This is a genomic window from Mycolicibacterium wolinskyi, assembly GCF_002101965.1.
Taxonomy (GTDB): Bacteria; Actinomycetota; Actinomycetes; order Mycobacteriales; family Mycobacteriaceae; genus Mycobacterium; species Mycobacterium wolinskyi.
This window is the reverse complement of the sequence record NZ_LQQA01000023.1, coordinates 238391-252526: the sequence shown is the minus strand read 5'-3', so window position 1 is coordinate 252526 and position 14136 is coordinate 238391. Positions and strand designations below refer to the sequence as shown.

General features: G+C 67.6%; 12 protein-coding genes. 1 reads left to right on the top strand and 11 read right to left on the bottom strand.

From position 1 onward, the window contains the following. Positions 1-16 precede the first annotated feature (16 nt). The 3 genes from prfA to fadD1 all read right to left on the bottom strand — a co-directional run bounded on the left by prfA (position 17) and on the right by fadD1 (position 3205). Complete coding sequence (gene prfA / locus AWC31_RS21120) at positions 17-1096, bottom strand: peptide chain release factor 1 (protein WP_085145940.1); 1080 nt, start codon at positions 1094-1096, stop codon at positions 17-19. An 87-nt stretch (positions 1097-1183) separates the two neighbouring features. Further along, positions 1184-1423 (bottom strand): 50S ribosomal protein L31, encoded by a 240-nt coding sequence (gene rpmE / locus AWC31_RS21115; protein WP_067858665.1) that lies wholly within the window; start codon positions 1421-1423, stop codon positions 1184-1186. 195 nt (positions 1424-1618) lie between these two features. Then, entirely contained in the window at positions 1619-3205 is a 1587-nt protein-coding gene (gene fadD1 / locus AWC31_RS21110; RefSeq protein ID WP_085145939.1) for a fatty-acid--CoA ligase FadD1, read from the bottom strand. Positions 3206-3295: 90 nt separating this feature from the next. On the opposite strand from fadD1, the gene AWC31_RS21105 reads away from it, so the two are divergent. Continuing rightward, positions 3296-3940, top strand: coding sequence for a TetR/AcrR family transcriptional regulator (locus AWC31_RS21105; protein ID WP_067858672.1), 645 nt, complete (start codon positions 3296-3298; stop codon positions 3938-3940). On the opposite strand, the gene AWC31_RS21100 is transcribed toward AWC31_RS21105, so the two are convergent. From AWC31_RS21100 to argS, 8 genes are all read right to left on the bottom strand, one after another. After that, positions 3901-4503: a PadR family transcriptional regulator gene (locus tag AWC31_RS21100; protein ID WP_085145938.1), complete on the bottom strand. Its 603-nt coding sequence runs from the start codon at positions 4501-4503 to the stop codon at positions 3901-3903. The genes AWC31_RS21105 and AWC31_RS21100 overlap by 40 nt on opposite strands. Next, positions 4491-5201, bottom strand: coding sequence for a DUF8817 family protein (locus tag AWC31_RS21095; protein WP_085145937.1), 711 nt, complete (start codon positions 5199-5201; stop codon positions 4491-4493). Before AWC31_RS21095 ends, AWC31_RS21100 begins: the two co-directional genes overlap by 13 nt. A gap of 88 nt (positions 5202-5289) precedes the next feature. Further along, positions 5290-7266, bottom strand: a complete 1977-nt coding sequence (rho, locus tag AWC31_RS21090; protein ID WP_085145936.1) for a transcription termination factor Rho — start codon at positions 7264-7266, stop codon at positions 5290-5292. Positions 7267-7592: 326 nt separating this feature from the next. Next, positions 7593-8540 carry a homoserine kinase gene (thrB, locus tag AWC31_RS21085; protein WP_085145935.1) on the bottom strand — a complete coding sequence of 316 codons (948 nt, stop codon included), beginning with the start codon at positions 8538-8540 and terminating at the stop codon, positions 7593-7595. 11 nt (positions 8541-8551) lie between these two features. Continuing rightward, the gene (thrC, locus tag AWC31_RS21080; protein ID WP_085145934.1) at positions 8552-9646 is read right to left on the bottom strand and encodes a threonine synthase; all 1095 of its coding nucleotides are present in this window, start codon (positions 9644-9646) and stop codon (positions 8552-8554) included. Then, positions 9643-10962: a homoserine dehydrogenase gene (locus AWC31_RS21075; protein WP_067858687.1), complete on the bottom strand. Its 1320-nt coding sequence runs from the start codon at positions 10960-10962 to the stop codon at positions 9643-9645. Before AWC31_RS21075 ends, thrC begins: the two co-directional genes overlap by 4 nt. Then, positions 10959-12383, bottom strand: a complete 1425-nt coding sequence (gene lysA, locus AWC31_RS21070) for a diaminopimelate decarboxylase (protein ID WP_085145933.1) — start codon at positions 12381-12383, stop codon at positions 10959-10961. Before lysA ends, AWC31_RS21075 begins: the two co-directional genes overlap by 4 nt. Beyond that, positions 12380-14032 (bottom strand): arginine--tRNA ligase, encoded by a 1653-nt coding sequence (argS, locus tag AWC31_RS21065; protein ID WP_085145932.1) that lies wholly within the window; start codon positions 14030-14032, stop codon positions 12380-12382. Before argS ends, lysA begins: the two co-directional genes overlap by 4 nt. Positions 14033-14136: the final 104 nt, after the last annotated feature.

The following is a 14136-nucleotide window of genomic DNA, read 5'->3' as shown; positions in this document are numbered from 1 at the left end:
GCCCCGGCGTACCGGGTCAGGCCTGCTGCAGGCGGGCCTGCTTGTCGGCTTCGGCGAGTGCGTCGAACAGCGGGTCGAGGTCGCCGTCGAGCACCTGGTCGAGGTTGTGGGCCTTGAAGTTGATGCGGTGATCGGCGATCCGGTTTTCCGGGAAGTTGTAGGTACGGATGCGCTCGCTGCGGTCGACCGTGCGGATCTGGCTCGCCCGGTCGGCCGAGGCGTCGGCCTGGGCCTGTTCTTCGGCCAGCGCCTGCAGCCGGGCCGCCAGCACCTGCATGGCGCGCGCCTTGTTCTGCAGCTGCGAGCGTTCGTTCTGGCACGTGACGACGATGCCGGTGGGCAGATGCGTGATGCGCACGGCCGAGTCGGTGGTGTTGACGCCCTGGCCGCCCTTGCCCGACGACCGGTACACGTCGATGCGCAGATCCGATTCGTCGATCGCGACTTCCTCGACCTCTTCGGGTTCGGGATAGACCAGCACGCCGGCCGCCGAGGTGTGCACGCGGCCCTGCGATTCGGTGACGGGAACCCGCTGAACGCGGTGCACGCCGCCTTCGAACTTCAGCCTCGCCCAGACACCGTCGGCGGAATCGCCCTTGCTCCGGATCGACAGCGTGGCGTCCTTGTAGCCGCCGAGGTCGGACGTGGTCTCGTCGAGCATCGTCACGCTCCAGCCGTGACGTTCGGCGTACCGCATGTACATCCGCGCCAGATCGGCCGCGAACAGCGCGGATTCCTCGCCGCCTTCGCCCGATTTCACCTCGAGCACGATGTCGTCGGCGTCGTGCGGGTCGCGTGGGGCGAGCTGATCGGTCAGCTGTCGGTCCAACTCGGCGACCGTGGCGGCGAGCTCGTCGACCTCGGCGGCGAAACTGGCGTCGTCGGCGGCCAGCTCACGGGCCGCTTCGAGGTCACCGCGGGCGGCTTCCAGCTTGCGGTAGGTCGCGACGACGGGCGATACCTGCGCGAACCGCCGGCCCACCTTGCGGGCGGCCGCCGCGTCGGAATGCAGATTGGGATCGGCGAGCTGTCGCTCGAGATCGGCGTGCTCGGCCAGCAACGCCTCGATCGCCGGCGCGGTATCTGTGTAGGTCACTTGCCCGCTCCTTCCCGAATCCTCCGTGAAACGAAAACAGCGCCCGGATCCGACGCGGATGCGACAGATCGGGCGCTGTTGACGTAGCTACTTGTCCGCTGCGGCCTTGTCACCGGCGGGCTTGCGCTTGCCGTAGCGCTTCTCGAAGCGGGCGACGCGGCCGCCGCTGTCGAGGATCTTCTGCTTGCCGGTGTAGAACGGATGGCACTGCGAGCAGACCTCGACGACGATCTGTCCGCTCTGCTTCGTGCTGCGCGTGGTGAAGGTGTTGCCACAACCGCAGTGCACGGTGGTCTCGACGTACTCAGGATGAATGCCTGTTTTCATGGTTCCTCTTCATTCGTGGGCCCGGGTCGCCCGAAGTGCCAGGAGCTATTTCGCTCCTCACGTGCGCGGACGTGAACCGGGACCGAGGGTCAGCGGTCCATTATGCCAGGTCAACCGCCAGTCTCCTAAACGCGTGATGAACGGACGATATTCCGGGTATCCGATGATCGACGCCTCACCGTTTACCAACCCCGATCAGCGGTGAGGCGTCCTGTCGGCGTCGGTGTATCGCGTGCCCTCGCGCCGCCACAGGCATCGTCCGTCCGGCTCGACACCGCGTGCGATGAGCTCGCGTTTGAGGATCTTGTTGGTCGCCGTCATCGGCAGATCGTCGGCGATCCAGACGTAGCGTGGCCACGCCTTCGGTGACAGATCGGGCTGCGCGGCGAGGAACTCCTCGAAGTCCTCGGGCCTGAGGGACGCGCCGTCCTGCAGCACGATGGCGGCCATCACCTGATCGCCGACGAACTCGTCGGGCACCGGGTACACCGCGACGATGTTGACGGCGGGATGGCGCACGAGAATGCGTTCGATGGGCGCCGATGTCATGTTCTCGCCGTCCACCCGCATCCAGTCGGCGGTCCGGCCGGCGAGGTAGATCCAGCCCTCGGCGTCGCGGTAGGCCAGATCGCCCGACCAGTACATCCCGTGGCGTAACCGCTCGTCGGTCGCCGACCGGTCGTTGTAGTAGCCCTGGAACAATCCGGCGCCCGTGGTGTTGACGAGCTCGCCGATGGCCTCATCGCCGTTGACCAATGCACCGCCCGCGTCGAATTCCGCGACGGCGCACTCGGTGACGGTCTCGGGGTCGTAGATCGCCACCCCGGGGAACCCTCTGCCCACTGATCCGGGCGGGCAGTTGTCCTCGCGCGTGACGATCACGGCGCCTTCGGTCGAGCCGAAACCGTCCCACACCGTGCAGCCGAATCGCCTGCCGAATTCGGCGATGTCGCGATCGCTGGCCTCGTTGCCGAATGCCACACGCAGCGGATTGTCACTGTCGTCGGGCTGTTCGGGCGTGGCGAGCACATACGCCAGTGGTTTGCCGACGTAGTTCAGGTAGGTCGCGCCGTAACGGCGCAGGTCGCACAGCAGTCCGGACGCCGAGAACGTCGCAGGCGCCATCGCGGCGCCCGACGCGACGGCCACGCCCCAGCCCGCCAGCAGCGCGTTGGAGTGGAACAACGGCATGGACAGGTAACAGACGTCGGCTGCGGTGATGGCGAACCGCTCGACAAGCGCCAGCCCGGCGAACAACACCGTCATGTGCGCCACCTGCACGGCTTTGGGATCACCGCTGGTTCCCGACGTGAAGATCATCATGAACGTGTCGGTCGGCCCGACCTCGCGCCACGGTGTCAGCGGTCGCGGGTCCGCGGTCAACTGTGCCCACTCGTCGGACGTGGTGTCGAGAATCCGGACGCCGGGCAGGTCCAGGCCGGTCAGCAGATCGCGGTGTGCCGCGTCGGTGAGCAGGATCTGACAGTCGGAACGCAGGATGTCGCGGGCAAGCGCCTCACCCCGCCGAGTGTTGTTGATGCCGCACAGGACGTAGCCTCCGAGCCCCGCGGCCGCCATCGCGGTGAGCATGTCGGGAGTGTTGCCGAGCAGTGTGCCGATGTGGACCGGACGGTCCCGGTCTGCGAGGGCCAGCAGCGCCGCGGCCTGGCGCGATGCGTCGGCGATGTGTTGCCGCCACGTCCAGCTCTGGTCGCCGCGCTTGACCGCGACGGTGTCCTGCTCGGCCCGTTCCCGGAGCAGTTGCTGCAGCGTATCGGCCATCCAACGACTCCCCTAGGCAAGTGAACAGATTACGAAAACTGTCTACCACGGTTGTGCCGCGACCCGGTAGCGTCAGGCCTTGGCAGAATCATGTACCTATCCGAACCCCATGACCAGGAGCCACCGGAGTTGACCAGCACTACGACCCCACGAAGTGTGCGCGACCGCTTGATCGACGCGGCCGAGGTTTGTCTGCGTACCAAGGGGATTCGTGCGACGACGGTGTCGGAGGTGGCCGAGGCCGCCGGGGTGTCACGCGGCTGGCTCTATCGCCATTTCCCGGACAAGGTGACGTTGCTGGGCGCTGCGATCGTGCGCCTCAACGAGGCGTATTGGTCCGAAGCGCACGCGATGCTCGAACAGTTCGACGGGCTCGACCAGAAAATCGCCGCGGGTATCCGGCACGGCCGCACGGCCTACGACGATCCCGGCGCGCTCCTGATGAAGCTACGGGTCGAGGAGCCCGACGAGTTCGCCGCATGCGCGGGGGCCGGCGTGCAGGGCCTGGTGCCCGACCTCGCGGAGTTCTGGTCGCGCTACCTCGTCGCGGCCCGCGACGCCGGCGAGATCCACCCCGACACCGACATCGCCGAGGCTTCAGAATGGGTTGCGCGCGTTCTTCTTACGTTCGCGACGGTGCCGGGCGAACAGTTGGACGCCGGCGACTTCGACGCCGTCCTGACCCATCTCCGCCGCTACGTGATGCCCGGCCTGAAAGCAGATCCGGCGGTTTGATCGTCGGCGAACGAGAACTCGCCCGCTCGCACCCGGCCGAGCATCGCCGCAGTCCACCGGGCGTTGGCATCGAAGACACCGGTCCACAGATCGAGCAGATGCTGGGCGTGCGGCGGCTCGGCCGCATTGGGCCACTGCGGCTTCATGTCCTGTAGTTCCACGCCGATCTGCCGGCTGACGGCCAACTGCTCGGTGAGTAACTCGGCGACGCGGTCGCGGGGCAGGCTCCGCATGAAGGCGATCCCAGCTCCGAACTCCTCGATGTCGGGGCTGATGAGGGCCGCTTCGAGCAGCCGAAAAAACTCCTCGACGCCGGATTCGGTGATGGCGTAGACCACGCGGGCCGGCCCGCGAGGACTCGGTTCGGCGCGCCCGGAATGCAGTTTGCCTTCGCGCTCAAGCTGTTTCACCGCATGATAGATCGACGGCGGTTTGACCGCGGTCCAGGTGTCCACGCGCCACGACATCAGTTCGCGGTGGACGGCGTACCCATGCGCCTCGCCGCGGGTGCGCACGACGCCGAGCACGAGCAGCCGGACGGTCGGCGCGGCTACCCCAGCCATCGCTCAAGGTCCGTGATCGCTTGCAGTTCGGTCGCCGCACCTTCACGCTCGTCCGGGGTCAGGTGCATCGAATCCAGTTCGGCGCGAACGGAATCCGCGGTCGCACTGTCTCCCAATACGATCGCCAGCTCGATCCGGTCCGCGAGTGCCCTGGCCAGATCAAGCCGCGGTGCGCTGTCGCGGTATCTGCGCAGCGCCGTGTCGAGGGCGCGCGCGGCGAGTACGTCGTCGTCCTTGAAATCACGGAAGATCGCGACATTGTCGAGCGCTCTGGCCAGGCCCGACAGGCTGCGCGCGCCGCCGTAGGTGATATCGGCCTCGTCGCGCCGGATGAACACGAGGCAGTTTCCGGACGGGTCGTACAGGTTGAACCGGGACTGCCCCGGTCGCAGGCGGGCGATGCGCGGCAGCCCGGTGATGGGTAGGCGCCCGTAGTGCCTACGCAGGCCGTCGCTGAAGGCGGCGTGGAAGCCACGCACGTCATCGACGAAGATCACGCAACCACCGGACAGTTCCTCGGCCGGGTTCAGGCTGGGTGCCGGTTCCTTGAAGTGCACATTGATGTCGGCCAGCGTGAATGCCAGGTACAGGTAGGGCTTGGTCTGCTGGTCCGACGTGTCGAAGCCCAGCGCCCGGTAGAACTCGACGGCTCGATCGGGGTCGGTACAAGGCAGCAGCGGAACTGTCGTTGTCGGCATGCGCCCAATAGTAGTCAATGTTGAGTAGTACACCTGGATACGCAAAAGGCCCCCGCCGAAGCGAGGGCCTTGCGTGGCAGCCGACGTGTCAGTCGACGTCCATCGAGCCGGGCGCGGTCTTGGAGACCTGCACCAGGAACTCGTAGTTGTTCTTGGTCTTGCGCAACTGGCTCATCAAGAGATCGATGGCCTGGTGCGAATCGAGACCCGAGAGCACGCGGCGCAGCTTGTGCACGATCGCGAACTCGTCCGGCGACAGCAGCAGCTCGTCCTTACGGGTACCGGACGGGTTGACGTCGACGGCCGGGAACACGCGCCGCTCGGCGATCTTGCGGTCCAGCTTGAGCTCGGCGTTGCCGGTGCCCTTGAACTCCTCGAAGATCACGGTGTCACCGGTGGAGCCGGTCTCGACCATTGCCGTGGCGATGATCGTCAGCGAGCCGCCGTGCTCGATGTTGCGCGCCGCGCCGAGGAACCGTTTCGGCGGGTACAGCGCGGTCGAGTCCACACCACCGGACAGGATGCGGCCAGAAGCGGGCGACGCGTTGTTGTACGCACGGCCCAACCGGGTGATCGAGTCCAACAGCACCACGACGTCCTTGCCCTGCTCGACCAGGCGCTTGGCCCGCTCGATGGCCAGCTCGGCGGCCTGGGTGTGGTCTGACGGCGGCCGGTCGAAGGTCGAGGCGATGACCTCACCCTTCACCGAGCGCTGCATGTCGGTGACCTCTTCGGGGCGCTCGTCGACGAGCACGACCATGAGGTGGCATTCCGGGTTGTTGCGGGTGATCGCGTTGGCGATGTCCTGCATGATCGTCGTCTTACCGGCCTTCGGCGGGGACACGATCAGGGCGCGCTGCCCCTTACCGATCGGCATGATCAGGTCGATCACGCGGGTCGTGAGCCGCTCCGGAGTGGTCTCCAGGCGCAAGCGCTGGTTCGGGTACAGCGGTGTGAGCTTGCTGAACTCGGGACGCTTCTTGGCGTCCTCGACCGAGCCGCCGTTGACGGTGTCGAGCCGGACCAGCGGGTTGAACTTCTGGCGCGGATTCTGGCCGGTGTTCTCGCCTTCGCGGGGCACGCGGACCGCGCCGGTGACCGCGTCACCGCGGCGCAGCCCGTTCTTGCGGACCATGTTCATCGACACGTAGACGTCGTTCGGCCCGGCGAGGTAGCCCGACGTGCGGACGAACGCGTAGTTGTCCAGGACGTCGAGGATGCCCGCGACGGGCTGGACGACATCGTCCTCACGAATCTCGGTGTCGCCACCGCCTTCACCGCCGCGTTCGCCACGGCGCCTGCGGTCGCGGAACCGACGGCCACGCCGGCCCTGGCGGCCCTCGCCGTCGTCATCGGCATTGCCGCCGCCGCGGTTCTGGTCGGACTGCTGATCCGACTGATCGCCCGAGGACTGCCGGTCCTGCCGGTCCTGCTTGCCCTGGTCGTCTTTGCCCTGGTCGTCCTTGTTCCGGTCGCCCTTGGCCTGATCGTCCTTGCGGCGATCACCCTTGTTGCGGGTGTCCTGCTTGGGCTGATCTTGCGCGGCGTCCTGCTTGCCTTCCGGCTCAGCGGTCGCGGCCTTGGTCTCGACGGTCTTGGCGGGCTCGGCCTCCGCGGCCTTGGCCGGCTCCGCCTCGGCGGTCTTCGCGTCTTTGGTCGCCTCACCACCGGCCGGAGCCCCGGCCTGGCGAGATGAGCCACGGCGCTCACGGCGTCGGGGGGCGGGCTGCTCGGCAGCCTCGGCACCGGCGTCTGCAGGCGCATCGGTGGCCGCCGGGCTGCTGGCCTCAGCGGTCCGGCCGTTGGTTTCGCCGCGGTGGGCGCGAATGGCTGCGATCAATTCACTCTTGCGCAGACCGGACGCACCTTCAACACCGATTTCCTTGGCCAGTGCGCGCAGCTCCGGCAGCACCATCGTCGACAGCGACGCAGGCCGGGCGCTCGAACCGCGCGGCGCGGTGTCCGACTTGGTGGCAGCGGGCGCAACGCTGTCTGATGTCACGGCATTGGACAAATCACCGGTGTCATTGGCGTTGTCAGCCGTGAAGAGGTCCGTATCTGTCACGGATTTCCTTTCTTTCCCCCGCTGATTTCGTCGTGCGAGGGCTCCCCAAAGGTCAATGCGCATTCAGCCGAACCGCTGAACGCGTGGTTCACACCGTCGCCTACGCAACGGCGATCGCCAGGGTTCGCCGTCAAACGGCGAACCGTCAGTCCACGAGTGAAACACAGAAAGATTGGGTGGTCGTCCTGGTGTCGACGCAGGCAGAGACCCTGCGATTGCTGGACGAGAGCGAGAATAACCCGCTTCGGTGCAGGAATCAAGCAACGTCAATTGCTCCGCGCGTTGTGTTTGCGCGCACACTGCTCGTGCATACCCAGCCCGGGCAGTCAGTTCCGGGCTGCCACACCTGAAGTCCAGCGTACGGCGGAACCGACCGACATCTCACTGACAGTGAACCCGTTGGCGTTGCCGAACTCCAGGGCTTCGGCGGGTGGTGCCACCTGCGCGCTCATCCCCAGAACCGAGGGACCCGCCCCCGAAAGCACCGCTGCAATTCCACAACGACGCAGAATCCGCAGATATTCCGCCGAGGCCGGCATCGCGGCCGCGCGCTGAGGCTGATGCAGGACATCCTGCGTGGCGGCCATCAGCAGATCAGGCCGTTCGGTCAGCGCGACCACGAGCAGAGCCGCCCGGCTGACGTTGAAGCGCGCGTCGACGTGGCTGACCTGTTCCGGCAGCAGCACCCGGGTCTCCGCGGTCGACGACCGCTGCTGCGGCACGGCGGGGAACAGCCGGATGTCGGGATGCAACCGCACCGGCGCGGCCGAGTAGCGCGCTCCGCCGTCCTCCCCGTCGTCGGTCCACGACACCACGGCGCCGCCGAGCACCGCGGCCGCGGCGTTATCCGGATGCCCCTCGAACTCGCCGGCCAACTGGATCAGCTGGGTGTCCGTCATCGGCTCCGAACCAGCTTGTGTCACAAGGCCGTTGACCACAGCCAAGCCGCCCACCACGGCGGCCGCCGACGAACCAAGGCCGCGCGAATGCGGAATGTCGTTGCGGCAACGCACAATCAGCCCGGGAGCCGAGTACCCGGCCGCCCGCAGGCCGGCCTCGATCGCACGCACCACCAGATGCGTCGCGTCCAGGGGCACCTGCCCGGCACCCTCGCCTTCGACTTCCACCCGGAGTCCGGATTCTGTTGTCTCGACGACGATCTCGTCATACAGGCTCAGCGCCAGGCCGAGGCTGTCGAAACCCGGGCCGAGGTTCGCACTGGACGCGGCGACGACGGCGGTGGCCGTGATCCCGACGGGCAGAGTGTGTGTCACCTGACTCTCCGCTAGACCAGGCCGAGTTTGGCGACGACGGCCACCGGATCCACCGGAACCGGCGTGACGGGGGGCATGCCCTTGAGCGCGGTGTCGGGATCCTTGAGGCCGTTGCCCGTGACGGTGCACACCACGGTCGAGCCGCGCTTGACCCAGCCGTCTTCGATCGACTTCAGCAGGCCGGCGATGCTGGCCGCCGACGCCGGTTCGACGAACACGCCCTCGGTCCGCGCCACCAGGTGGTAGGCCGCCAGGATCTCCTCGTCGGTGGCCGCGAGGAACCGCCCCTCGGACTGCTGCTGAGCCTCGACCGCCGAACTCCACGAGGCGGGCGATCCGATGCGAATGGCGGTCGCGATGGTCTCGGGTTCCTTGACGGGCTCGCCGAGCACCAGCGGGGCCGCGCCTGCGGCCTGGGTCCCGAGCATGCGCGGCAGCCGGTCCGTGAGGCCGTCGCGGTGGTACTCGGTGTAGCCCTTCCAGTACGCGGTGATGTTGCCCGCGTTGCCGACCGGGAGCGCATGCACGTCGGGTGCGGTGCCGAGCGCATCGACGATCTCGAACGCCGCGGTCTTCTGGCCCTCGATGCGGTACGGGTTGACCGAGTTCACGAGCGCGATGGTCGGGAAGTCGGCGGTCATCTTGCGCGCGAGTTCGAGACAGTCGTCGAAGTTGCCGTCGATCTGAATGATCTTGGCGCCGTGCATGACCGCCTGGGCCAGCTTGCCCATCGCGATCTTGCCCTGGGGAATCAGCACCGCACACGTGATCCCGGCCCGCGCGGCGTAAGCCGCGGCCGAGGCCGAGGTGTTGCCGGTCGATGCGCACAGCACGGCCTGCTGCCCGCGGGCCAACGATTCGGTGACCGCGACCGTCATGCCTCGGTCCTTGAACGAACCCGTCGGGTTCAGCCCTTCGACCTTGAGATGCACTGTGCAGCCGGTGTATTCGCTCAACCGCTTGGCGTGGATAAGTGGCGTACCGCCCTCCAGCAGGGTGATCGGCGTCCAGTCGTCACCGACCGGCAGCCGGTCGCGGTAGGCCTCGATCAGGCCGGGCCAGGGCTGGTGCACCCAGGCAACTTGACCGGCCTTTGTTGAACTCATGCGCTCGTTCCTTCCATGCGGAGCACGCTGTTGATGGTCTGCACCACGTCGAGATCAGCCAGCGCCTCGACGGTCTCTGACAGCGCTGCGTCGGTGGCCTCGTGGGTGACCACGACGATGCGCGCGCCGCACGGCTGGCCGCCCTCGTCGACCATGCCTTCCTGGCGCACCTCGGAGATGCTGACCTCACGCTTGGCGAATTCGGCTGCCACAGCCGACAGGACGCCCGGCCGATCGGAGACGTTCATGTTGACGTAGTAGCGGGTCGGGATGAAGCCGATGGGCGCGATCGGCAGCTTGGCGTACTTCGACTCGCGCGGCCCGCGGCCACCCTGCACCCGGTTGCGGGCAGCCATCACGACGTCGCCGAGCACGGCCGACGCGGTCGGAGCGCCGCCTGCGCCCTGGCCGTAGAACATCAGCCGGCCGGCCGCTTCGGCTTCGACGACGACGGCGTTGAACGCGCCGTTGACCGCGGCCAGTGGATGCGACAGCGGGACCAGCGCCGGATACACGCGTGCCGAAACCCGTTGCTTGCCTTCGTCGGTGGTGAGCCGCTCGCAGATCGCGAGCAGCTTGATGGTGCAGCCCAGTGCACGTGCCGAGACGAAGTCCGCTGCGGTGACCTTGGTGATGCCCTCGCGGTACACGTCGTCGGCCGTCACCCGGGTGTGGAACGCGATCGAGGCCAGAATCGCCGCCTTGGCCGCGGCGTCGTAGCCCTCGACATCGGCAGTGGGATCGGCCTCGGCGTAGCCGAGCGCGCTCGCGTCGGCCAGCGCGGCCTCGTAATTGGCTCCGGTGCTGTCCATCTCGGACAGGATGTAGTTCGTGGTGCCGTTGACGATGCCGGCCACCCGCAGCACGGAGTCACCGGCCAGCGACTGGGTCAGCGGGCGGATGACCGGGATCGCCCCGGCCACCGCGGCCTCGAAATACAGGTCGACGCGGGCCTTTTCGGCGGCCTGCGCCAACTCACCGGTCGACTGCGCCATCAGGGCCTTGTTGGCGGTGACGACGGACTTGCCCTGCTCGAGCGCGGCCAGGATGGCCTTGCGGGCGGGCTTGACCGGACCCATCACCTCCACGACGATGTCGACGTCGTCACGCGACACCAGGCCCGCGATGTCGTCGGTGAGCAGATCGGTTGGCACGCCGCGATCGTCGGAGACCCGGCGGACACCGATGCCGCGCAGCTCCAGCGGTGCCCCAATGCGGGCGGCCAGGTCGGCGGCGCTCTCGTTGATGATGCGCACCACTTCGCTACCGACGTTACCCAGGCCCAATACCGCTATGCCGATGGGCTTTTCACTCATTGACCACTCACCTCCAGGCTCAAAAGATCGTCGACGGTCTCCCGTCGCAGTACCAGCCGCGCCTTGCCGTCCTTCACCGCCACCACGGCGGGACGGCACAGCAGGTTGTACCGGCTCGACATCGAGTAGCAGTACGCACCGGTCGCGGCCACCCCGAGCAGATCCCCCGGCGCGATGTCATCGGAGACCCACGTGTCGCGGACGACGATATCGCCGCTCTCGCAGTGCTTTCCGACGATCCGCGCGAGGGCGGCCGGCGCATCGCTGACGCGCGACACCAGCCGGGCGTCGTACTCGGCCGCGTAGAGCGAGGTGCGGATGTTGTCGCTCATGCCGCCGTCGACGCTCACGTACCGGCGATGTGCGGTCGGGCTCACGGCCACGTCTTTGACGGTGCCCACCTCGTAGAGCGTGATGGTCCCCGGCCCGGCGATCGCCCGGCCCGGCTCGACGACGAGCTTGGGCGCGGGCAGCCCGACGGCCGCGGACTCGTTGCGCACGATGGCGAGCAATTTGTCGGCGAGCTCTTGCATGGGCGGCGGGTCATCGTGGGGTAGGTACGAGATGCCCAGTCCCCCACCGAGATCCACGATCGAAATCTGTGCCGTCTTCTCCACGCCGAACTCGGCGACCACGTCGCGCAGCAGACCGATCACCCGGTGCGCGGCGAGCTCGAACCCGGCCACGTCGAAGATCTGCGAGCCGATATGGCTGTGCAGGCCGACGAGCCGCAGGTTGTCGGTGGCGAACACCCGACGTACCGCGTCCATCGCGGCGCCGGTGGCCAGTGACAGCCCGAACTTCTGGTCTTCGTGCGCGGTCGAGATGAACTCGTGGGTATGCGCCTCCACGCCGACCGTGACGCGCACCAAGACATCCTGCACGACACCGGCCTGTCCGGCGATCGCGTCGAGGCGCTCGATCTCGATCTCGGAGTCCAGCACCACGTGGCCGACGCCGGCCTTGACGGCCATGGTCAACTCTTCGACGGACTTGTTGTTGCCGTGCACCGTGATTCGCTCTGCCGGGAAGCCCGCGTGCAACGCGACGGCCAGCTCGCCCCCGGTTGCCACGTCGAGCGCGAGGCCTTCCTCGTTCACCCAGCGCGCGATCTCGGAGCACAGGAACGCCTTGGCCGCGTAGTGCACGTATTCACCGCCGCCGAAGGCTGCCGCGATATCGCGGCAGCGGGACCGGAAGTCGGCCTCGTCGATGACGAACAGCGGCGTGCCGAACTCGGCCGCCAGATCCGTGACCGAGACTCCGGCGATCGACACCACGCCGTCGGCACCGCGAACCAGGTTGCGCGGCCACACATTCGGCGCCAGCAGCAGAATCTCGTCCGGGTTCTGTGGCTTGGCGGGGGTTGCGGTGTGGTGGATTTCCTCGGCGTGCCGGGGACCGGCGGGGTGCGCGTTCACATCCGCTCCGGGGCGGTGACGCCGAGGATCGCCAGACCGTTGGCGATGACCTGACGGGTGGCCTGGCACAGGGCGAGCCGCGCCGCATGCAGGTCGCCCGGTTGCTCGTCGCCTTGCGGCAGCACCCGGCAGGAGTCGTAGAACCGGTGGTAGTCGCCGGCCAGATCCTCCAGGTAGCGGCACACGCGGTGCGGTTCGCGCAGTGCGGCAGCCGTCTTGAGCACCCGGGAGAACTCGCCCAGGTTGCGGATCAGCGTGCCCTCTTTGTCGTGCGTGAGCAGGTCCAGCTTGTCGGTGCTGGCGGCCACACCCAGATCAGCGGCATTGCGGGCCAGCGCCGACAGCCGGGCATGTGCGTACTGCACGTAGTAGACCGGGTTTTCGTTGGACGCACTCGACCACAGCGCCAGGTCGATGTCGATCGGGGTGTCCACCGACGAGCGAATCAGCGCGTAGCGTGCGGCATCCACGCCGATGGCCTCGACCAGGTCGTCGAGCGTGATGACCGTGCCTGCCCGCTTGCTCATCCGCACCGGCTGACCGTCGCGCACGAGGTTGACCATCTGCCCGATCAGCACCTCGACCGTGTTCGGGTCGTCGCCGAGGGCCGCCGCGGCCGCCTTGAGCCGCGCGATGTAGCCGTGGTGGTCGGCGCCCAGCATGTAGATACACAGGTCGAAGCCGCGCTGGCGCTTGTCCAGGTAGTAGGCGAGATCACCGGCGATGTAGGCCGGGTTGCCGTCGCTCTTGATGACGACGCGGTCCTTGTCGTCACCGAACTCGGTGGTGCGCAACCAGGTCGCGCCGTCCTTCTCGTAGATGTTGCCGGTCTCGCGCAGCTTGGCGATGGCCTGCTGTACCCGGCCGGACGTGTGCATCGAATCCTCGTGCGTGTACACGTCGAAGTCGGTGCCGAACTCGTGCAGCGACTCCTTGATGTGGGTGAACATCAGGTCGACGCCGATCGCGCGGAACGTCTCGCGCTGCTGCTCGTCGGGCAGGCTCAGCGCGTCCGGCGCCTTGGCCAGCACCTGCTGCGCGATGTCGACGATGTAGGCCCCGGCATAGCCATCCTCGGGCGTCGGCTCGCCCTTCGCCGACGCGATGAGCGAGTTGGTGAACCGATCGATCTGCGCGCCGTGATCGTTGAAGTAGTACTCACGCGTGACCTCGGCGCCCTGCGTGGCCAGCAGCCGCCCCAGCGCGTCACCCACGGCGGCCCAGCGGGTGCCACCGATGTGGATCGGGCCCGTGGGGTTGGCCGAGACGAACTCCAGGTTGATGTTCTGCCCCTTGAGCGCGTCCGACGCGCCGTAGCCGGCCGCCGCGTCCAGCACGTTCGTGACGATGACGCCCTGCGCGGACGCCTCGATGCGCAGGTTGACGAAGCCGGGGCCGGCGACGTCGGCGGCGGCGATGCCGTCGGCGGCGGCGAGCGCGGTCGCCAGCCAGCCCGCGAGCTCACGCGGATTGACCCCGACCTTCTTGGCGACCTGCAGCGCCAGGTTGGTCGCGTAGTCGCCGTGCTCCGGGTTGCGTGGGCGCTCGACCGTCACGGTCGCGGGCAACGCGGCCGTGTCCAGGTCATGTTCGGTCAGCACTGCCGCAGCAGTGGCCTTGAGCAGCTCAGCAAGGTCGGCGGGGGTCACGAGGGTCCATCCTATGGTCTGGGGTGCTCACGCCCCGAATCCGTATTCGCCGCCGAATGCGCTACGCTATCCACGCCCAATCGGCGCAGCTGGTTTATCCATCG